Raw genomic sequence first — 20,118 nt, 5'->3', positions numbered from 1 at the left:
TGCATTTTTCCCTTGCGGGTCTGTCAATTGAAGGTGAAAACTGAGCCGATACCTGTACATTCTGCCAATCGGTGCGATTATCGCCCACTACCCCGAGGCCTGGATTGAAGTGATGAACAAGCCTGAGCTGCCTTCGATTCCGGTGTTCAAGCTCTACGGTGAAAGCCTGGACTGGCCAACCCCTGACTTGCTGCACTGTGAAACCATTTCCTCACGCAGTCGCGAACATCAATGGGAAATCAAACCCCACCGCCACGCCGATTTGTGCCAATTGCTCTTCGTCTTCAAAGGTCAGGCAGAGCTTGAAATCGAAGGTCAACGCACACAACTGCACACGCCCGCGATTCAGGTGCTGCCACCGCTGTCGGTGCACGGCTTCCGTTTTTCCGAGGACGTCGAAGGATTTATCGTCACCCTCGCCACGCCGCTGATCCATCATTTGCAGGCGCAACTGGGCGATTCGGTACACGCCCTGGCCCTGGCTGAAAGCTATTCGGCGGGCAAGGACGGCGATTATCTGAACAGCCTGTTTACCGCGTTGCAGGCCGAGTACAACGGCCACCAACCGGCGCGGGAAATGCTCATGCATTCGCTGGTCAGCGTGATCATGGTCTGGGTCAGTCGTCAGGCGATCGTGCGCCATAACGCCAGCCAGCGGCCGCAGCGCCAGCGCGAATACCTCAACGGTTTTATCCAATTGGTGGAAGAAACGTACCGCCAGCATGTGAAGGTCGAAGACCTGGCGCATCGGTTGGGGATCTCGGTGTCACACCTCAACGGCACTTGCCGTGAACTGGCGGGGCAGCCGGCGTTGCAGATCATGCACGAGCGTCAGTTACTGGAAGCCAAGCGCTTGCTGACGTACACCAGCATGACGATTTACGAGATGTCGGAGTTGTTGGGGTTTTCCGATCCGACCAACTTCACGCGCCTGTTCCGGCGGCGGGTGGGGATTTCGCCAAAGGCTTTCCGCGACCGCCTGAAGGCCGAGCAGTAAACCTGTAAACACCTCAATCCCTGTGTGGGAGCGGGCCGCGTTTGCGCGTTGTTACATCAACGCAACGCACTCAGCGTGGCATTGTGCGGAATGCAGTGCTCCACGTTGCAACTGGCGTATTCCCGAGGCAGTTGTCGCAGTTGCTCGACCCGCCAGGCTGCAGTGCCGTACAACGCCAGTGTGGCGGCGCAGGTGATGAAAATTGCGAGGTATCTTCTTGTTTTGATGTTCATGGTGTCCGACCTCTGACCGAATACCCTTGGGTATTACTTTGAGCATAGGTCAGCGGTGGGGACTTGCCAGCCCCAGCGTTTGCGCATCTATCGTGACATTCAGAGCCGTTATGACCGGGGTTACAGGTCGATATCCCACGCCGGGTTTTCGGGGAATCTGAGTACCAGAAAATCCAGCATGCTGCGCAGCGCCGCCGGCATGTGTTTGCGCGAGGCATAGACCGCGTAGATGTTCATCTGCCGCGGTTCGGCGTGGGGCAACAAGCGAATCAACTCTCCCGCATGAATATGCACCCCAGCCTGATAGGTCGGCAGCATCGCGACCCCCGCGCCGGCCAGCGTCGCGCGCAATAATGTGCTGGCCTCGTTGGCGCTGATGCTGCCCTGTACCGGCACCGAAACCGGTTCGCCATCCTCTTGGAAATGCCACAGGCTCTTGCCGAAATACGAGTGGGTCAGGCAGTTGTGTTGATTCAGTTCTTCCACCCGTTGCGGCGCCGGATGTTCCTGAAGGTACGCGGGAGCTGCGCAGACCACCGAACGGCAAACGGTCAGGCGTCGGGCGATCAGGTTCGGGTCCAGATCATTGCTGGTGCGGATCGCCAGATCGATACGCTCATCCACCAGATTCACCGTGCGGTCGAGCATCTGCATATCGATGCTGACGCCGGGGTAGCGCTTGACGTAGGCGGCCATCGCGTCGGCCAGTTGTGCCTGGCCGAACGAGGTGCTGACGCTGATCCGCAGCAACCCGCGGGGTGCATCGTGGGGCTCGCTGACAGCGGCCTGCATATCGGTCGACAGCTCGATCATCTGCCGGCAGCGCGGCAGGATTTCACTGCCGGCGGCGGTCAGGCTCAACTTGCGCGTGGTGCGGTGCATCAGACGTGCGCCGACCCAGTCCTCCAGTTCCGCCAGATAACGCGAAACCACCGGGCGTGAAAGGTCCAGATGATCGGCCGCCGCTGACTGGCTGCCCAGATCCACCACCGTGACGAACACCCTCATTGCTTGGAGACGATCCATGATTTGCCCGCTTTCAGAAACAAACTATGTCCAAGCATCGCATTTTTTGTACTGACTCAGGCAACTAAGCTCTGTCCCATCGCCAGACACGGCATTCGGACACCGGAGCAACAGATGATCGGCTTCACCACTCTCAAACGCGTTTTGCTTGCCACTGCCACCCTCGGTTTCGCCGCGCATGCCGCTGCTGCCAACCTGACCCTCGATGTCTACAATCCTGGCACTCAAGCCATTTTCCCGGTGACTTCGGTACTGGTCAGTGGCGAAAAGGACGCGATCCTGGTCGACGCGCAGTTTGGTAAATCCCAGGCCGAGCAAGTCGTCGAAAAGATCCGCGCCAGCGGTAAAAAACTCACCACCATTTACATCAGCCACGGTGATCCGGATTACTACTTCGGCCTCGATACCCTGACCAAAGCCTTTCCTGACGCCAAGGTGCTGGCTTCGCAGCCGACTGTCGATCACATCAATCAAACCGTCGCCGGCAAACTCGCGTTCTGGGGGCCGAAAATGGGCGCCGACGTACCGGCTAAAACCATTGTGCCGGGCGTGCTCAAGGGCGACAGCCTGATGCTGGAAGGGCAGAAATTGCAGGTGATCGGGCTGGACGGCAAGCAACCGGATCGCAGCTTTGTGTGGATTCCGTCGCTCAAGGCTGTGGTTGGTGGTGTGGTTGTCGCCGAGAATATCCACGTCTGGATGGCCGATACCCAGACCGCGCAATCCCACGCCGACTGGCTCCAGACCCTGCATTCGATTCAAACCCTGAAGCCGAAAATCGTAGTGCCGGGTCACTACCTCGGTGACAGCAGCCGTTCGTTGGCCAGCGTGAAATTCACCGCCGACTACATTAAGGCTTTCGACACAGAAACCGCCAAGGCCAAAGACTCCACCGCATTGATCGCCGCGATGAAAAAGCGCTACCCGAAACTGGGTGAAGAAAGCTCACTGGAGCTGAGCGCCAAAGTCGCCAAGGGCGAGATGCAGTGGTAACCCAACGCTGAAAACGCAGCACTCTCAAGCCAACTGGAGAATGTCATGAGCAAGATCGCAATCATTGGTGCCACCGGTCGTGCCGGTAGCCAATTGCTGGAAGAAGCCCTGCGCCGCGGCCACAGCGTCACCGCCATCGCTCGCGATACCTCGAAGATCGGCGCCCGTGCCGGTGTGGCCAGCAAGAATGTCGATGTGCTGGATTCGGCGGCGCTGCAAGATGCCGTTGCCGGTCACGACGTGGTCATCACCGCCGCGCACTTCACCACGGTGCCGGCCAGCGCGATTGTCGGGCCGGTGAAGCAGGCGGGGGCGAAGCGTCTGCTGGTGGTTGGCGGTGCCGGTTCGCTATTGCTGCCGGACGACACGCGGGTGATCGACAGCGCTGGTTTTCCGGCAGAGTACAAAGTCGAAGCCAGCGCCGGTGCCGAGTTTCTGGATGCGCTGCGTCAGGAGATGGAACTGGACTGGACGTTCCTGTCGCCGTCGGCGGAGTTTGTCGAAGGTGAGCGCACGGGCACATTTCGAGTCGGCAAGGATCACTTGCTGGTAAGTGCCGAAGGTCGTAGCTGGATCACGTTTGCCGATTACGCGATTGCGCTGATCGACGAAGTTGAGGCGCCGAAGCATTCGCGTCAGCGGTTTACGGTCGGTTACTAAGCAACAGCGCAGAACAAATGTGAGAGCGGGCTTGCTCGCGAAGAGGGAGTATCAGTCAACATGTTGGGTGACGGATACACCGCTTTCGCGAGCAAGCCCGCGCCCACATTCGATTAGGGTGTTCAGCGGGTGTGGGCCTGCTCCACTAGCCAGATCATCAGTTCTTCCAGCTTCGGTGATGGCTCCCCGCCTTGCGGCAACACCACGTAATACGCCAACCCCGTCTTCACCTTCAGCTCGAACGGCATCACCAGTCGTCCGGCACGCAAGTCATCGCCGATCAGCGACCAATCCCCGATCGCCACACCCGTCCCGTGGGACGCCATCGACATTGCCTGATCCAGCGTCTCGAAATGCTGGCCCATGTACTCATTGCTCAATTGCAGATGGGCGGCCGTCAGCCACACCGTCCAGTCCTGAGTGTCGGGGGTCGGATGCAGCAGCAGATGATGTTGCAGATCGGACGGGGCGGATAACGCCGGAGGGCCTTTCAACAATGCGGGCGAACAGACCGGTGTCAGTTGCTCATCAAACAGATGCAGAGCTGTGGTGGAGTTGTCCGGCGGCGCTCCATAAATCACCGCCGCATCGAATGGCTCGCGCTGGAAGTCAACGCCGTGGGCCAGTGTGGTGGTCAGTTTGACCGGCACGTCCGGGCGTTCCCTCTGCCATTGCAACAGACGCGGTACCAGCCAGCGCATCACGCAACTTGGCGCTTTGATTTGCAGGGTTTGGCGCTTGAGCCCGATCTGCTCGGTACCTTCGCTGATCAGAGTGAAGATTTTCTCCACCCGTGGCAGCCATTCACGACCTTCACTCGTCAGCGCCAGGCCACGGGCCTGACGAATGAACAACTCATAACCCAGATGATCCTCAAGCCCGGCGATCTGTCGGCTCACCGCTCCTTGGGTGATGTGCAACTGCTCGGCCGCCCGGGTGAAGTTGCAGCACTGCGCAGTGATCAGAAAGGTGTGCAGGGCGGGCAGGGGGGGCAATCGCTTCATTGGGATCCAAGGTATGACGTGAGGACATGGCTAGTATGACTTTTAATCGATTGTTGCCGCTACCTGCCGCCCGTTCAATGAGCCCATTCCACGGCCCGCTCCCACCCAGGGCCCTGTGTTTCAACTGAATATAAAGGGCAATCGACATGGCGACGTGTGGCGAAGTACTGGTCAAGTTACTCGAAGGTTACGGGGTCGAGCAGGTGTTTGGCATTCCCGGGGTACACACCGTGGAGCTGTATCGCGGGCTGGCCCGTTCGAGCATCAACCACGTCACCCCTCGGCATGAGCAGGGCGCCGGGTTCATGGCCGACGGCTACGCCCGCACCAGCGGTAAACCGGGTGTGTGCTTCATCATCACCGGCCCCGGCATGACCAACATCACTACGGCGATGGGCCAGGCTTACGCCGATTCGATTCCGATGCTGGTGATCTCCAGCGTGCAGTCGCGCAGTCAGTTGGGGGGCGGGCGTGGCAAGCTTCATGAATTGCCGAACCAGAGCGCATTGGTCGGCGGCGTTGCGGCGTTCTCCCACACGCTGATGTCGGCCGCTGAGTTGCCGGTGGTGCTGGCGCGCGCCTTTGCGCTGTTTCAGGCCGGGCGACCGCGTCCGGTGCATATCGAAATCCCGTTGGATGTGCTCGTCGAGGAGGCCGATGACTTGCTCGCCAGCGTCCCGGTCAATGTCGACCGTGCCGGTGCTGCGCCGGCCGCCGTGAGCCGCATGACCGAACTGCTGGCCGGCGCCCAGCGTCCATTGATTCTCGCTGGAGGCGGTGCCATTGATGCTGCCGCTGAACTCACCGAACTGGCCGAGTTGCTCGACGCGCCAGTGGCGCTGACCATCAACGCCAAAGGCATGCTGGCGTCCAGTCATCCGCTGTTGATTGGCTCGACGCAAAGCCTGGTTGCCACTCGCGCACTGGTCGCCGATGCCGATGTGGTGCTGGCGATCGGCACCGAACTGGCCGAGACCGATTACGACGTCACGTTCGCCGGCGGGTTTGATATTCCCGGCAAGCTGCTGCGCATTGATATCGATGCCGATCAGACGGTGCGCAACTACCCGCCACATGTCGCGTTGGTCGCCGATTCGCGCAACGCGGCACAAGCACTGCTCAGCGCGTTGTCGCACAAACCATTGGCCGAGCGCCGCAACGATTGGGGCCAGATGCGTGCGGCACGTCTGCGCGAAGAACTGGCCGCCACTTGGGATGCACCGACCCAGGCTCAGACGCGTTTCCTCGAAACCGTCCTGTACGAATTGCCGGACGCGGTGTTCGTCGGCGACTCCACGCAACCGGTGTACACCGGCAACCTGACCTTCAATCCGGAGCGTCCGCGCCGCTGGTTCAACTCGTCGACCGGTTACGGTACCCTCGGTTACGCCTTGCCGGCGGCCATCGGTGCATGGCTTGGCGGTCACTGCGACAAAGGTGCGCGCCCGCCAGTGGTGTGCCTGATCGGCGACGGCGGTTTGCAATTTACCCTGCCGGAACTGGCCAGCGCCGTCGAAGCGCGCACGCCAGTGATCGTCCTGCTGTGGAATAACCAGGGTTACGAAGAGATCAAAAAATACATGGTCAACCGCGCCATCGAGCCGGTCGGCGTCGATATCTACACCCCGGACTTCATTGGTGTGGCCAAGGCGTTGGGCTGTGCAGCCGAGGCGATCAGCTCGGTTGAGCAATTGCGTGGTGCGCTGCGCGCCGCGACGGATCGTCAGGGGCCGAGCGTGATCGAAATCGACCAGCATCAATGGATGCAGGCGGTGGCCAAATGATGAGTTTTCCAACCACACTCGACGGCCTCTACATCGGCGGCCAATGGTCAGCCGGTCGCGAGCATTTGCGCGTGATCAACCCGGCCACCGAAGCGCTGCTGACCACGGTCAATGGCGGTGATGAGCGGGCCGTCGATCACGCGGTGACCGTGGCCGCCGAAGCCTTCAAGAATTGGTCGACCACCACGGGCGCCGAACGCGGCGTGATCCTGCGCAACATCGCCAACGGCGTGCGCAATGGTCGCGAGGACTTGATGAAGTTGCAATCGAGCAACAACGGCAAACCGCAATTCGAAGCGGGCATCGATGTCGACGACGTGATCGCCACCTTCGAGTATTACGCGGAACTGGCCGAGGGCCTCGACGCGAAACAAGACACTGATGTGCCGCTGCCCAGCGATGATTTCAGCGCACGTCTACGCCGCGAACCGTGCGGTGTGGTCGGGCTGATCGTGCCGTGGAATTTTCCGATGGTCACCACTGCCTGGAAACTTGCGCCGGCCCTGGCCGCCGGTTGCTGTGTGGTGCTCAAACCGTCGGAAGTCACGCCGTTGCCGGAGCTGGAACTGGCGGCAATCATCGCTGAATCGGGCCTGCCCAAAGGCGTCTTCAACGTGGTCTGCGGTACCGGTATGGCCGTGGGGGCGCCGCTGTCGGCGGATCCGCGTATCGCCAAGATTTCCTTCACCGGTAGCAACGCTGTCGGTGTGCAAGTGATGCAGCGCGCCGCCGAAAGCGTGAAGGGCGTTAGCCTGGAGCTGGGCGGTAAATCTTCGCTGCTGGTGCTCGAAGATGCTGATCTTGATTTGGCTGTCGAACTGGCCTGTGGCGGCGGTTTCTTCAACGCCGGGCAGATGTGCTCGGCCACCAGCCGGGTGTTGGTCGCCGATGAATTGGCAGATGATTTTCTCGTGCGCCTGAAGGCGCGCGCGGAAAAAATCCGCGTGGCTGAGCCGTTCGACCCGGACGTGGAAATGGGCGCACTGGTCAATCAGGCGCAGTACCAGCGTGTGCTCGGTCACATCGACCGTGGGTTGAGTGCCGGGGCGAAGCTGATCTGCGGCGGCCATCGTCCGGCGGATCTGCCGCGCGGCTATTTTTTGCAGCCGACCGTATTCACCGACGTGCCCCTCGACAGTGCGTTGTGGTGTGAAGAGATTTTCGGCCCGGTGCTGTGCGTGCGCCGTTTCAGCAGTGAGGCCGAGGCGATCGCCTTGGCTAACGACAGTCCATTCGGTCTGGTCGCCAGTGTGGTGACGCGTCAAGCCGAGACCGCCGACCGGGTCGCCAACGCCCTGCAAGCGGGGCTCGTTTGGCTCAACGCGCCGCAGGTGATCTTCCCGCAGACGGCGTGGGGCGGTTACAAACAGAGCAGCATCGGCCGCGAATTGGGGCCGTGGGGCCTGGCGGCGTTTCAGGAGATCAAGCATGTGATCCGGGCGCTCTGAAATTGAGTGGCCCGGACTGACGCCATCGCTAGCAGGCTAGCTCCCACAGGAGTTCGTAGTGAACACAGATGTTGTGGACACCACCACTGTGGGAGCCAGCCTGCTGGCGATGAGGGCAGCGAACACAGTAAAAACTCTGGATCAGACGGACAGACGCAACCGCGCCAGATCCCGCAACGGCGGCGCGCCGAACAAGCGGCTGTACTCACGGCTGAACTGCGACGGGCTTTCATACCCCACCCGATACCCTGCCGCCGACGCTTCCAGCCCTTCGGCCAGCATCAGACGCCGCGCCTCTTGCAGGCGCAATTGCTTCTGATACTGCAACGGGCTCATCGCCGTCATCGCTTTGAAACGATGGTGCAGCGTCGACACGCTGAGGTTCACTGCCTTGGCCAGATCATCAATGCGCAGCGGTTGCTCGAAGTTGCCGTTAAGCCATTTGATGGTCTGGCTGATGCGGTGGCTCTGACTGTTGGCAATCGCGATTTCATACAGTCGATGGCCCTGCGGGCTGCGCAGCAGGCGATAGAGAATCTCTCGACGGATCAGCGGCGCGAGCATGGCGATGTCTTTTGGCGCATCCAGCAATCGGGCCAGACGCAGCACCGCGTCGAGCATCGCGCTGTCGATTTTTTCAACGTACAAGCCGCGTCCGGTCGGCCGGGTCGGCACACCGAGCGGTCCGGCGTCGGCGATCAGTGCGGTGATCTCAGCCGGGTCGATGTCCAGGCGCACGGCGAGGATCGGATCTTGCGGCGACACGTTGACCACGCGCCCGCTCAACGGCATCGAGACCGAGACCACCAGATAATTCAGCGGATCGTAATTGAAGAACTCGTCGACCAGTCGCACTTCTTTACGACCCTGAGCCATGATGCACAGGGCGGGTTGTGCCAGCACCGGTGCGAAGTCATGGGACTTTGTGTGGCGCGACATGAACAGCGAGCCGATGGCCGTGGCGTAACTGCCATCGTCGGTGGTGTTGCGGCGAATGATCGCCGCCAGTTCAGCGCGTTGCTTTTCCATGTCGGCGTCGAGTGGGGCTTGAATCGGATCGAATGACGTCATGCACGGCATCCTCGGCAAGGGATGTGGAATGGAGCAGAGCATATGTTTGTGCAAGTGTGAACGGTAGACACATTCTGCGAAATGCTTGCCTGATTCTGCACGGTGTTGCTCATGTTCCCAGCCATAGCGGGACGCACAGCGTGGAACTTGCTTGAAACGCATGTGACAGCCATGTGACGAGGTTTTGCAGACTGTTGCAGCGACAACGCGCAGTCTCGCAGGATTGTGCAACGCGACGGCAGGAATCGACTAACGGCCTCTGGCGCTCGACCCATAATCTTGGATCCTGTCGCAGCCCGTCCCCGGCTGCCACGCGACTCCCTGGGAGGGTTGAACATGTCCAAGCAGATTCCCGTCAGTCATATGGCCTTCGTTCGAGCGCGCGCCGGACGCTCGGCGGAACTCGGTGTGCGCCTGAGCGCATTGATCGAACCGTCCCGCGCCGCGCCCGGTTGCCTGAGCTTTGCCTTGCAGCATTCGCAGTGTGATCCCGAGTTGTGGCTGGTCTGCGGTTTCTGGAGCAATCAGCAGATGATGACCGCGTATTTCAGCAGCCCGTCGATGGAAATCTTCGCCGAGTTGGTGCAGGAGCTGGTGGTCAACAGTCTGGATTTCCACACCTTCAAGGATGTCTCGGCAGCCCAGGCCCTTGGCCAGTGTTCGGCACCGGTACACAAACTCGCCGGTTGAGGGTTTAATGTCCGGCTTAATTGACTGAGCCAGGACTTGCGACATGGCACGTAAAGAGTTCGAACACTTCGAAGCAGTATCCGCAGTCGTCCCCGTCGAACTGGGTGGCAACAAGGGTTATTACGCGGCAATCGCGGTCAAGGCCCTGGTGGATGGCGGTGCACCGCGCTTTCACAAATTGCTGGCTGATCAGGTGTTCCCCGGCGCCATCGCCGCCGATGACGCCGCCATCAATGAGCTGGATCGCCTCAAGGGCGTCACTGAAGACGCCGAGCTGATCTGGTAATCCGTTACTTGGCCGCCCCCGGTCGCCACATCTTGAACAGGGCTTCAGGCCCCAGCTGGAAATAATCCGCCGGCCCGCCGCCGCGCAGAATCGGTTCTGCCGCGGCGGTGTCGTAGATCCCATCCTTCAACAGCCACTTGGCGATATGCACGGCGACCACTTCGCCCAGAATCAGCCAGCTCGGCACTGTCTCGCCATCGGCACGTTGCAACTGAATGATCTGCGTGACCTTGCACTCGAAGGACACCGGGCTTTCGGCGACGCGTGGCACGGAAATCACCTTTGACGCGACTGTCGTCAGGCCTGCCAATTCAAACTCGTTGACCTCAGGCGCAACCATCGCGCAGCTCTGGTTCATCTGCTCGGCCAGCGGGCGGGTGGCGAGGTTCCAGACGAATTCGCCAGTCTGTTCGATGTTGTTCAGGCTGTCTTTGCGTCCGACGCTGGAGAAACCAATGATTGGCGGAATGTAGTTGAAGGCGTTGAAGAAGCTGTAGGGCGCCAGATTCAACTGGCCGTTGGCATCCTGCGAAGAAATCCAGCCGATAGGGCGCGGACCGACGATGGCATTGAACGGATCGTGGGGCAGGCCGTGGCCGTGGGCGGGTTCGTAGAAATGGATGTCATCGGGCATGGCTTGGGATCCTGGAGTGCATTGGGTAGGGGCAATAGTGCAAGCCGGGTGATGCAATTTCCAGACAAATGCAAATCTTGTGGAGTGGGCTTGTTTGCGAAGAGGTCGTGTCAGTTGCCATCAGTATTGACTGAACGGACGCCTTCGCGAGCAAGCCCGCTCCCACAGGTTTTTTGTGTGGAACCTTATATTTTGTTTGCCCCAGAAATGACTAAGCCCGGCCGAAGCCGGGCTGTGCGCTGGTTAATGAATTATCAGCTGATCGAAGCGGATTGGGTGCGGTCGTAGCCGTCTTGGGCGACGGTGGCGGAGCCGGTGCGGTCGTAGCCGTCTTGGGCGACGGTGGCGGAACCGGTGCGGTCGTAGCCGTCTTGGGCGACGGTGGCGGAGCCGGTGCGGTCGTAGCCGTCTTGAGCGACGGTGGCGGAGCCGGTGCGGTCGTAGCCGTCTTGGGCGACGGTGGCGGAGCCGGTGCGGTCGTAGCCGTCTTGAGCGACGGTGGCGGAGCCGGTGCGGTCGTAGCCGTCTTGAGCGACGGTGACGGAACCGGTGCGGACGTAACCGTCGGCGGCAATGGCCGAGCCGGCGCGATCAAAACCGTCGGCTGCAAAGGTGTTGGCGGCCAGTACGGACAGGGTCAGGGCGAGGATCAGTTTGGTTTTCATGTTCGTTACTCCAGATTCGTTGGGGGTGTGTCTTGCATGGGTTGAATGTTACGCCAATAAAATTGATTAAAAAGCGCAAAATAATGCTAAAAACAATCGATTAACTTGATGTTAAGGGCGGCGCTTTTAAATCGCTTACGTCGTTGAAGCAAACGTCGCGCGGGTCATCGATCAGGTAGCAGCAGGATGCAGCGCCAGGATTAATCAGCGATTAATCGCTGTTTTGCCGTTTGTGACAGATTTTTCATGATTTACCGACCGCTTTTTCACCGCTGCAACGCGAGTCTGCCCACGGCCAGAAAACCAAGAACCGGCCGTCACACATTGGAGCGTTACCCGCGATGAATAAACTGCCTCAAATCACCCTGGCTTTCTGGGTCATGAAAATCTGCGCGACGACCCTGGGGGAAACCGCGGGGGATCTGCTGTCGATGACCCTCAATGTCGGCTACGCGATCAGCTCGTTGATTCTGATCAGCGTGTTCGTCCTGACGCTGATCACGCAATTGATGGCCAAGACCTACAAGCCGCTGCTGTACTGGATCGTGATTTTGTCCACCAGCACCGCCGGCACCACCATGTCCGACTTCATGGACCGCACGCTGGATTTGGGTTACGCCACCGGTTCGATGATCCTGATCGCGATTCTGTTGGCGATCTTCTCGGCGTGGCGACTGAGCGGTGACTCGCTCAATGTCAGCAAGGTGCAGACCTTCCGTGGCGAGATGTTCTATTGGATGGCGATTCTGTTTTCCAACACCCTGGGCACCGCGCTGGGGGATTACCTGGCCGACGATTCGGGGCTTGGTTTTGCCGGTGGCGCATTGCTGATCGGCTCGACGATTGCTGTGGTGGTGCTGCTCAAGTACTTCACGAAGATTTCGACGGTGTTGTTGTTCTGGGTGGCGTTCGTATTGACGCGGCCGTTTGGCGCAACGCTGGGCGACTTGATGACCAAGTCTCATGAGAAGGGTGGGCTGGACTTCGGCACCATTGGGTCGTCGGCGGTGCTGGCAGGGATTCTGCTGGCGATGATTGTGGGGGCTTCTTATGCGCAGAAGCGTTATGGCAAACAAGACGCTAGCGCTGAGTTGACTTGATACCGAGTGGCGACAATCGCTGGCAGCCAGCACCCACAGTGGTCGGTGGTGGTCACAAATGCTGTGTTCACCACCTAACCCTGTGGGCTGGCTTGCCAGCGAAGGTGCCAGCACAGCCACCGTTGCAGTGGCTGTGAAACCCGATCAGTCCGTCACGATCCGCGAATGCTTCTGGGTGTCTCTCATGGTGATGTACACCAATAGCGACACGGCGATGCACGCGGTCACGTACCAGTAGTAACCGCTTTCCATGCCAATGCTCTTGAACCACAGCGCGATGTATTCGGCAGTGCCGCCGAAGATCGAGACGGTCAGTGCGTACGGCAGGCCGACGCCCAGCGCACGGATTTCAGTCGGGAACAATTCCGCTTTTACCACGGCGTTGATCGAGGTGTAGCCGCTGACGATGATCAGCGCCGCCATGATCAGGAAGAACGCGCCCCACCAGGTTTGAATGGTGTGCAGGGTCATCAGGATCGGCACGGTGAAGATCGTACCGAGCACGCCGAAGGCGATCAGGATCGGACGACGACCGATCTTGTCCGACAGGCCACCGATGATCGGTTGCAGGCACATGAACAGGAACAGCGTGGCCGCGGAAATGGTGGTCGAGTCGGAGATGCTCATGCCGACGGTGTTCACCAGGTACTTCTGCATGTAGGTGGTGTAGGTGTAGAACGCCAGTGTGCCGCCCATGGTCAGGCCGACCACGGTCAACAGTTCTTTGGGGTGACGCATCAAGGTGCGCATGGCGCTTTCCTTGGCTTTTTCTTTTTTGGTGAACGACTCGGTTTCTTCCATGCCGCGACGCAGGTACAGCGCAACGACTGCGCACAGCGCGCCGATGGCGAACGGAATACGCCAGCCCCACGCGTACAACTGCTCGGTGGTCAGGGTTTGTTGCAGCACGATCAACACGCCCAGCGCGATGAGCTGGCCGGAAATCAGGGTCACGTACTGGAAGCTGGAGAAGAAACCGCGACGTTCCTTGGTCGCCATCTCCGACAGGTAGGTGGCCGAGGTGCCGTATTCACCGCCGACCGACAGGCCCTGCAGCAGACGGGCAAACACCAGCAGGATCGGTGCACCGATGCCAATGGTTTCGTAATTGGGGCTGAGGGCGATGAGCAAGGAGCCAAAGCACATCAGGTAAACCGAGGCCATCAGGGCTTTCTTGCGCCCGACTTTGTCGGCGTACAGGCCCATCAGCCAGCCACCGATCGGGCGCATCAGGAAGCCCACGGCGAAGATCGCGGCGGTGTTCATCAGTTGCGCGGTGGAAGAGCCTGCGGGGAAAAAGGTCTTGGCGAAGTACAGCGAGAAGGCGGCATAGACGTACCAGTCGTACCACTCGACCATGTTGCCGACGGAACCGCTGAAGATCGACTTGATCCGGCTGGCGGTGGTTCGTTCTTTGACCGGCACGGCAGCCGACCCAAGAGGCAGGGCGTTGGAGTTATCCATTGAAGGATCCTTCGTTTAATTGTTTTTGTGGAGCGCGTGTAAACGCAGCCTGTTGGGGCTATAGCAGGAGCTGTGCCAACGGGGAGAGGGCCGGTTTAGAGGGGGGAGCGGGGTTTGTTGAGCGGAAATCCGCTTATGGCTGGTGGGTGGTGAGCGGAAAATTGCTCATTCAGGCGGGTAGATCTTTATTGCCTGTGCCGGCCTCTTCACGGGCAAGCCACGCTTGCACAGGGTTTTGTGCTGAACACAGAAGGTGTGAACACTACCGACCACTGTGGGAGCGGGCTTGCTCGCGAAGTGGCCCGAACCGGCACTGCAAAATTCAGCTGCCTTGAACAAACATCTCCCGAGTCAGCCCATGCCGCTGCATCTTTTCATTGAACGTGCGGCGCGGCAGCTGCAGCTCTTCCAGCACCGCTTTCACATCGCCCTTGTGCCGGGTCAGCGCGGCGCGCAAGCACTGCGCTTCAAACGCCTCCTGCTGCGCTGCCAGCGACTGCCCCGGATCAATTCCCGGTGCCGGCTCATCCAGCCCCAGCACCTGACGTTCAGCAACGTTGGCCAGTTCGCGCACGTTGCCCGGCCAGTCGTGGCTGAGCAGATGACTCAACTGCGCACCACTCAAGGATGCAAAGGTTCGGCCCAGACGCAGAGCGGCATTTTGTGCGAAGGTCTCGAACAGTAAGGGAATGTCTTCGCGGCGATCCCGCAACGGTGGCAGACGCAGCTCGGCAACGTTCAGGCGATACGCCAGGTCTTCGCGAAAGCGTCCGGCACGGGCTTCATCGAGCAAGTCGGGTTTGGTCGCCGCGACGATCCGTAAATCCACGCGGATACTCTGGTTCGACCCCAGTCGTTCAAGCTTTTGCTCTTGCAACACTCGCAGCAACTTCACCTGCTGGGCCAGCGGCATGCTTTCGATTTCGTCGAGAAACAGCGTGCCGCCATCGGCGTATTCGAGTTTGCCGATGCGCTTGCCGGACGCCCCGGTAAACGCGCCGCTCTCATGGCCGAACAGTTCGGCTTCGAACAGCTGTTCAGGAATCGCTGCGCAGTTCAGCGCCACAAAAGGCTTGTCCGCACGCGGGCCGAAATCGTGCAGACAACGCGCCACCAACTCTTTGCCGCTGCCGGTTTCGCCGCGAATCAACACGTTGACCGGCAACGCTGCCAGATCCAGTACCTGCCGGCGTAACGTCTGCAACCCACGGGACACGCCGAGTAACGTCGCATCGAGTTTGGCGCGGTTGTCGGCCTGCTCGTGCAGGGCACGGTTTTCCAGGATTAACCTGCGTTTTTCCAAGGCCCTGCGCAGGCTGCCGAGCAATGTTTCCGGGCTGAACGGTTTTTCCAGAAAGTCGTAGGCGCCGTCGCGCATCGCTTCGACCGCCATCGGCACATCGCCGTGACCGGTGAGCAGAATCACCGGTAAGTCGGCATCGCGGCGCTGCACCTCGGCCAGCAGTTCCAGACCACTGAGACCGGGCATGCGCACATCGCTGAGGACCACTCCGGGAAAGTGCGCGGGCAGTGCGGCGAGGCATTCTTCGGCGCGGCTGAACAGTTGCACCTCAAAGCCCGACAGGCTCAACCACTGCTCGACTGCGCTGCGAATGCTGCTTTCGTCATCAACCACCATTACCGAGTTGAGCATCAGATATGTGCCTCCAGATCGATCGGCACAGACAGGGTGAACACCGCACCGGTCTCGCCATTTTCCACACTCAAACGTCCACCGGACTCATGGACGATCGCGAAGGATACCGCCAGGCCCAGACCCAGACCGTCGCCCACCGGTTTGGTGGTGAAGAACGGATCGAATACCTGGTTCAGATGCTCTGCGGCGATGCCGCCACCATTGTCGCTGACGCTCAGTTGCCACAGTTGCTCATCGGCCTGCAGGCGGATTTCCAGACGCTTGCACGGTTTGCCCTGCATCGCATCGAGCGCGTTGCGCAACAGGTTGATCAGCACTTGTTCCAGACGGATCGCATCACCGCGTACCCACGCCGGACGCGTCAGGTGCAGCACCAGACTGACCTGTTCGTCGCGCAGCCGCGCATCGAGCAGTTGCAGGGACTGATCAACCACCGTCGCCAGATCCAGGCGCTCGCGCAAACCGCCGGGGCTTTTTCTGGCGAAGGTTTTCAGATGGCCGGTGAGGGCGGCCATGCGCGTGAGCATATCGTCTACCGGTTTGAGTGCCTTATAGGCGTCATCGACCCGGCCATGGTCGAGCAGCAGGCGCAGCGTTGCCAGTTGCATGCGCTGAGCGGTCAGCGGTTGATTGATTTCGTGGGCGAGTGCGGCGGACATCTGGCCCAATGCCGCGAGTTTGGCCGATTGCACCAGACCGTCCTGTGCGGTGCGCAACTCGCGAGTGCGTTCCTCGACCAGTTGCTCCAGCTCTTCACGGTTGCGCTGGCGGATTTTCGACAGGCGCCAGCGCTGGTTGAGAAACAGCAGCAGAAACACCAGCGCCAGCCACACGCCGGCAGCGGCGAGCCCGGCGTTGCGCAGGTCTTCGAACGCCACTTGCGGGCGACGCAAAAGGTGCAGCGTCCAGCCTTCGGCGGCCAGCGGCAGCGATTCCCACAAATAATCTGCTGTGCCTTGCGGACCTTCGACCCGGCGCAGTTCGCTGTTGTCATCGAAAAGGCGTAGCGACAGATGGGTCAGTTGCACCAGCGACTGTTTGTCGTACTGACGGGTGGCCTTGATCTCGGCCAGATCGCTGGCGCTCAACGGTCGCAACGAGCGATAGCGCCAGCCGGGCTGGTTGGCGATGAAAATGATGCCGCGTGCATCGCTGACCAATAGCGTGTCGTTGCCCTGGCTCCATTCGCGTTCAAGTTCGGGGAATTCCAGCTTGACCACCATCGCCCCCAGGAACTCATTGTTATCGCCGAGCACCGCGCTGGAGAGGAAGTAGCCGGGAATCCCGCTGGTCACGCCCACGGCGTAAAAACGCCCGCTGCCCTGGGTACGGGTCTGACTGAAATAGGGGCGAAAACCGTAGTTGTGGCCGACGTAACTGCTCGGCAGCCGCCAGTTGCTGGCAGCCACGGCGAGGCCGGTGTGGTCGAGCAGTTCCAGGGTCGAGGACTGCGCCGCACCGTTGATCTTTTCCAGCTTCAGATTAAGGGCCGCTTGTTCCTCGGCATCGACCGGGCCGGCCAGTGCCGACCGCAATTGCGGGTCCAGCGCCAGCACATCGGGAAGGGCGCGATAGCGGTCGATCAGGGTGTGCAATGAATTGGCGTACAACGCCAGTTGCTGGTTGGCGCGGGTCGCGTCCTCCTCCAGCGCCTGCCGTTCGGCGTGGCGGATGGCCAGAGTGGCCGCGAGCGCGGCACCGGCGATGATCAGCAGGGTATACAACGACAGACGCAAAGTACGGGAAGTCGGCAGCATGCTGGGCAGACGGGTGGCAGGTCGGGCGGGCACGATAGCATGGGCGGGCGTGGACCGGCGCGCTGATCGGAGCGGCCATGGATGTCACACGACGGTTTCGCCGACAGACGCCCGACGAATGAATTTCGTCCGGGGTTTGGGCACGGGCCTGGTCATGGGTTGCGCCATCGGCTGCGCAGCGATGTTGTCCATCATCGCCTGGAGCCGATGGTTCGCTTGCTCTGCTTCACTGAGGTTGTCATGTATTTCCTGGACTGCTTCCAGTCCGTCCTGAATGCCGCGAGATGCCGCCGCTGCCAGACCTGATACTGAGCGGTATGCGTCAGCGATTGAGTGGCCAGCCTCCACCATTTCTGTGAATTCAAGTTGATCCAGCGGGGACATTTCCTTGACCTTTTCCAGCAGCGCCTCTGTGGCTGATTGCCGGATCTGGTTCAGGTTGTCCTGAATGATTTGGGGGATTGTGCCGTTGGCGACATCGTTGGCTCCTTCGGCGACGGCCTGTATGGCATCACGGATGTCAGCAGTGTGTAGGGTTTCTGTCACGCGGATGCCACGCTTGAAAAAGCGGTAACGGACATACGCCGCCCCCAATCCACCCACTAAACCACCGATGAAGCCGCCTATCGTATTGCCTATGACGGGGGCGAATGATCCGGCCACTCCGCCGACGACGCCCCCGACCGTGAACCCCAGACTGAAGGCTCCCATCCCCTTCTTGGAGAAAAGGAAGCGGCGGAAGGTCATGTTGTCACGGATTTCCTGGCTGACATCCGCTTCATCATCAGGACCATCAAATCTGTCGGCAGTGTCATGTACCTGGTTTGCGACACTGGCTGTGGTTCGAAACAGGCTCGCGATCCGATTGAAATCGAACCCCTTTTGTCCATCAGGATCAACGTAAATCATCGGGTTGTTCGACACGAAGGTGTACAGATTCAAACCCTGCACATCGCCGGCTGGATCTGCGCTGATCCAGCGTTGCACCCATGGCGCGTAATAACGGGCGCCGTAGTAATAAAAACCGCTGGCGTCCATCTCCTTGCCCGAATAGCGAATGAATTTGTAACTGACCTCAATCGCCGATCGGGTAGCCATCCACGCCGTGGCACCAAACGGGTAATAGCCTTCGTGGCTGATCACTTGGGCGCTCTGATCCAGTTCCATCACGCAGGAGCCCAGGTGATCGTCGAGGCTGTAGCGGCGTTGATTGTTTTCGGCGCCTGGCGGGGGATTTTTCGTCCAGTGCAGGCAGCGCACATTGCCAACACTGATGACGTGCAACACCTCGCCATTGTCCTTTGTGCGAATTTCCAGCCCCGGCAAATAGCGCACCTGATGGAAGTGTTCGGCGGCGTCGGTAAAGGTTTCATGACGTTTGAACACCCGCACACCTTGGCTGTAGTGGTAGTGCTCGGCGTCGTCGCGAGCGTCTTCACGGTGGATCAGCGTCACGCAGGCCAGCTCGTCTCGCACGTTCCATTGCATGTCCCCGGTAGCCAGCGTCTGCAGATTGCCGTGGCGGTCGAACAGCTTGTCGAAGCCAGGGGGCGGGTCGCCCGGTTTCCAGCGCACGCCGCGGTTGCTGGTCGAGTCGATACACATCTGGACGGTGTGATTGGCTCCGGCCCGTACGTGGCACAACTTGATCAGGTTTCCACCGGGGTCGTACTCATAGGTCTGGGTGTAGTTGAGGCGGTTGTTCGGGTCGGTCGGTTGCGGCAGGCCGGGAATGTCCGAGAGCGGGCCGTCGTCATAGCCGGTGGCGCAGGTCAGTCGGTACAGCGAGTCGTAGCAGAAATCACGGTGACCCTCGATGAGCTGGTTGGCAAACCACACCGGCTGGAAGGCGTGGTCTTCAATGCGGGTGATATTGCCGACCGGGTCGTAGAAATACTCGAAATCCTGCAGCACCGCACCGGCAGCTTTGCGGCTGCGCTGGGTGTGCAGGCGACCATCGGCCGGATCGTAAGTCCATTGGCTGAGCACGCCGTTACCGGCCTGCTGTTCGATGATCTGGTCGACGGCGTTGTATTGCGCATCGAGCAGAACCGGCTGCCAGTCGGGCTGGCCGTTGATCAGCAATTGCACCTGCTTGAGTTGCCCGGCCAGGCCATAGCGCGACTGCTGCCGATGGTCGCCGGCATCGGTCTGTTCCAGTACGGCACCCAAGGGGCTGAACACCCGTTGACTGGTGAAGGCTTCGCCATCGCCAAAGGTGCGGGTTTCCTGTATCGGCTGGCCGGACAGGGCGAAGCTGTCGGTGTGCCGCGTGCCGGAGCGATCCTGGCTTTGCAGCAATTGCCCGCGCAGGTTGTAGCCAGCATCGGCAGTGGCGTCGGCATAGCTGAACACATCGACCAGGGCCTCGCCGTTTTCCTCGACGGCCACTGCGCGCAATTGGTCGTCGAAGGCAGTACGCCAATGGCTGCCGCGCTCGTCCCAGCGTTGCTGCGGCTCACCGGCCAATCCCGGCAGGTTCAGGCGCCAGCCGGCGTCGACGCTGTCGGACTTCAGTACTGCGCCGCCCAAGCCATAAACGGTGGTCAGGCTGGGCACCGTCAGGCGCGGATCCCATTGAGCCACCAATCGCCCACTTGCATCGTGACACTGACGGCTTGTCAAAGACGTTGCACCGTCACCCTCAAC

At 60.3% G+C, this 20,118-nt stretch carries 18 protein-coding genes; 8 read left to right on the top strand and 10 right to left on the bottom strand.

Annotated elements, in window-relative coordinates:
* Positions 1 to 112: 112 nt before the first annotated feature.
* Complete coding sequence (locus ACIOU6_RS08195; RefSeq protein WP_339434067.1) at positions 113 to 997, top strand: helix-turn-helix domain-containing protein; 885 nt, start codon at positions 113 to 115, stop codon at positions 995 to 997.
* Positions 998 to 1,053: 56 nt separating this feature from the next.
* Here ACIOU6_RS08195 and ACIOU6_RS08190 read toward each other — a convergent pair whose 3' ends face one another.
* The gene (locus tag ACIOU6_RS08190) at positions 1,054 to 1,230 is read right to left on the bottom strand and encodes a hypothetical protein (protein WP_221732056.1); all 177 of its coding nucleotides are present in this window, start codon (positions 1,228 to 1,230) and stop codon (positions 1,054 to 1,056) included.
* 120 nt (positions 1,231 to 1,350) lie between these two features.
* Positions 1,351 to 2,256 carry a LysR family transcriptional regulator gene (locus ACIOU6_RS08185; RefSeq protein WP_221732055.1) on the bottom strand — a complete coding sequence of 302 codons (906 nt, stop codon included), beginning with the start codon at positions 2,254 to 2,256 and terminating at the stop codon, positions 1,351 to 1,353.
* Positions 2,257 to 2,370: 114 nt separating this feature from the next.
* Here ACIOU6_RS08185 and ACIOU6_RS08180 point away from each other — a divergent pair, with 114 nt between their 5' ends.
* On the top strand, positions 2,371 to 3,249 hold the full coding sequence (locus tag ACIOU6_RS08180) for an MBL fold metallo-hydrolase (protein ID WP_401135271.1): 879 nt from the start codon (positions 2,371 to 2,373) through the stop codon (positions 3,247 to 3,249).
* A gap of 45 nt (positions 3,250 to 3,294) precedes the next feature.
* Positions 3,295 to 3,909, top strand: coding sequence for an NAD(P)-dependent oxidoreductase (locus ACIOU6_RS08175; protein WP_221732053.1), 615 nt, complete (start codon positions 3,295 to 3,297; stop codon positions 3,907 to 3,909).
* A 122-nt stretch (positions 3,910 to 4,031) separates the two neighbouring features.
* Here ACIOU6_RS08175 and ACIOU6_RS08170 read toward each other — a convergent pair whose 3' ends face one another.
* A complete protein-coding gene (locus tag ACIOU6_RS08170) occupies positions 4,032 to 4,913 on the bottom strand; it encodes a LysR substrate-binding domain-containing protein (protein ID WP_221732052.1) in 882 nt (293 codons plus the stop codon).
* Positions 4,914 to 5,059: 146 nt separating this feature from the next.
* On the opposite strand from ACIOU6_RS08170, the gene ACIOU6_RS08165 reads away from it, so the two are divergent.
* A complete protein-coding gene (locus tag ACIOU6_RS08165; RefSeq protein WP_221732051.1) occupies positions 5,060 to 6,697 on the top strand; it encodes a 5-guanidino-2-oxopentanoate decarboxylase in 1,638 nt (545 codons plus the stop codon).
* On the top strand, positions 6,697 to 8,145 hold the full coding sequence (locus tag ACIOU6_RS08160) for an aldehyde dehydrogenase family protein (protein WP_401135266.1): 1,449 nt from the start codon (positions 6,697 to 6,699) through the stop codon (positions 8,143 to 8,145). Before ACIOU6_RS08165 ends, ACIOU6_RS08160 begins: the two co-directional genes overlap by 1 nt.
* A gap of 141 nt (positions 8,146 to 8,286) precedes the next feature.
* Here ACIOU6_RS08160 and ACIOU6_RS08155 read toward each other — a convergent pair whose 3' ends face one another.
* A complete protein-coding gene (locus ACIOU6_RS08155) occupies positions 8,287 to 9,216 on the bottom strand; it encodes an AraC family transcriptional regulator N-terminal domain-containing protein (RefSeq protein ID WP_401135264.1) in 930 nt (309 codons plus the stop codon).
* A 336-nt stretch (positions 9,217 to 9,552) separates the two neighbouring features.
* Here ACIOU6_RS08155 and ACIOU6_RS08150 point away from each other — a divergent pair, with 336 nt between their 5' ends.
* Positions 9,553 to 9,906, top strand: a complete 354-nt coding sequence (locus ACIOU6_RS08150) for an antibiotic biosynthesis monooxygenase family protein (protein WP_221732049.1) — start codon at positions 9,553 to 9,555, stop codon at positions 9,904 to 9,906.
* 43 nt (positions 9,907 to 9,949) lie between these two features.
* Positions 9,950 to 10,192, top strand: coding sequence for a hypothetical protein (locus tag ACIOU6_RS08145; protein ID WP_221732048.1), 243 nt, complete (start codon positions 9,950 to 9,952; stop codon positions 10,190 to 10,192).
* A gap of 4 nt (positions 10,193 to 10,196) precedes the next feature.
* Here the strand turns inward: ACIOU6_RS08145 and ACIOU6_RS08140 are convergent, their stop codons facing one another.
* Together ACIOU6_RS08140 and ACIOU6_RS08135 are read right to left on the bottom strand one after the other, a co-directional pair.
* Positions 10,197 to 10,826 (bottom strand): flavin reductase family protein, encoded by a 630-nt coding sequence (locus tag ACIOU6_RS08140; RefSeq protein ID WP_221732047.1) that lies wholly within the window; start codon positions 10,824 to 10,826, stop codon positions 10,197 to 10,199.
* A 254-nt stretch (positions 10,827 to 11,080) separates the two neighbouring features.
* On the bottom strand, positions 11,081 to 11,491 hold the full coding sequence (locus tag ACIOU6_RS08135; RefSeq protein ID WP_401135259.1) for a heme utilization protein: 411 nt from the start codon (positions 11,489 to 11,491) through the stop codon (positions 11,081 to 11,083).
* 341 nt (positions 11,492 to 11,832) lie between these two features.
* On the opposite strand from ACIOU6_RS08135, the gene ACIOU6_RS08130 reads away from it, so the two are divergent.
* The gene (locus ACIOU6_RS08130; protein WP_221734372.1) at positions 11,833 to 12,591 is read left to right on the top strand and encodes a hypothetical protein; all 759 of its coding nucleotides are present in this window, start codon (positions 11,833 to 11,835) and stop codon (positions 12,589 to 12,591) included.
* 144 nt (positions 12,592 to 12,735) lie between these two features.
* Here the strand turns inward: ACIOU6_RS08130 and ACIOU6_RS08125 are convergent, their stop codons facing one another.
* The 4 genes from ACIOU6_RS08125 to ACIOU6_RS08110 form a co-directional block, all read right to left on the bottom strand.
* Positions 12,736 to 14,055 carry an MFS transporter gene (locus ACIOU6_RS08125; protein WP_221734371.1) on the bottom strand — a complete coding sequence of 440 codons (1,320 nt, stop codon included), beginning with the start codon at positions 14,053 to 14,055 and terminating at the stop codon, positions 12,736 to 12,738.
* A 322-nt stretch (positions 14,056 to 14,377) separates the two neighbouring features.
* On the bottom strand, positions 14,378 to 15,709 hold the full coding sequence (locus ACIOU6_RS08120) for a sigma-54 dependent transcriptional regulator (protein ID WP_221734370.1): 1,332 nt from the start codon (positions 15,707 to 15,709) through the stop codon (positions 14,378 to 14,380).
* A complete protein-coding gene (locus ACIOU6_RS08115; RefSeq protein WP_221734369.1) occupies positions 15,709 to 17,469 on the bottom strand; it encodes an ATP-binding protein in 1,761 nt (586 codons plus the stop codon). Before ACIOU6_RS08115 ends, ACIOU6_RS08120 begins: the two co-directional genes overlap by 1 nt.
* Before the next feature lie 84 nt (positions 17,470 to 17,553).
* Positions 17,554 to 20,055: an RHS repeat-associated core domain-containing protein gene (locus ACIOU6_RS08110; protein WP_401135256.1), complete on the bottom strand. Its 2,502-nt coding sequence runs from the start codon at positions 20,053 to 20,055 to the stop codon at positions 17,554 to 17,556.
* Positions 20,056 to 20,118: the final 63 nt, after the last annotated feature.

This window comes from Pseudomonas sp. NPDC087615, from assembly GCF_044743445.1.
GTDB classification, from domain to species: Bacteria; Pseudomonadota; Gammaproteobacteria; order Pseudomonadales; family Pseudomonadaceae; genus Aquipseudomonas; species Aquipseudomonas baetica_A.
The sequence above is the reverse complement of the archived record's forward strand: the minus strand, read 5'-3'. Positions and strand labels throughout refer to the sequence as shown.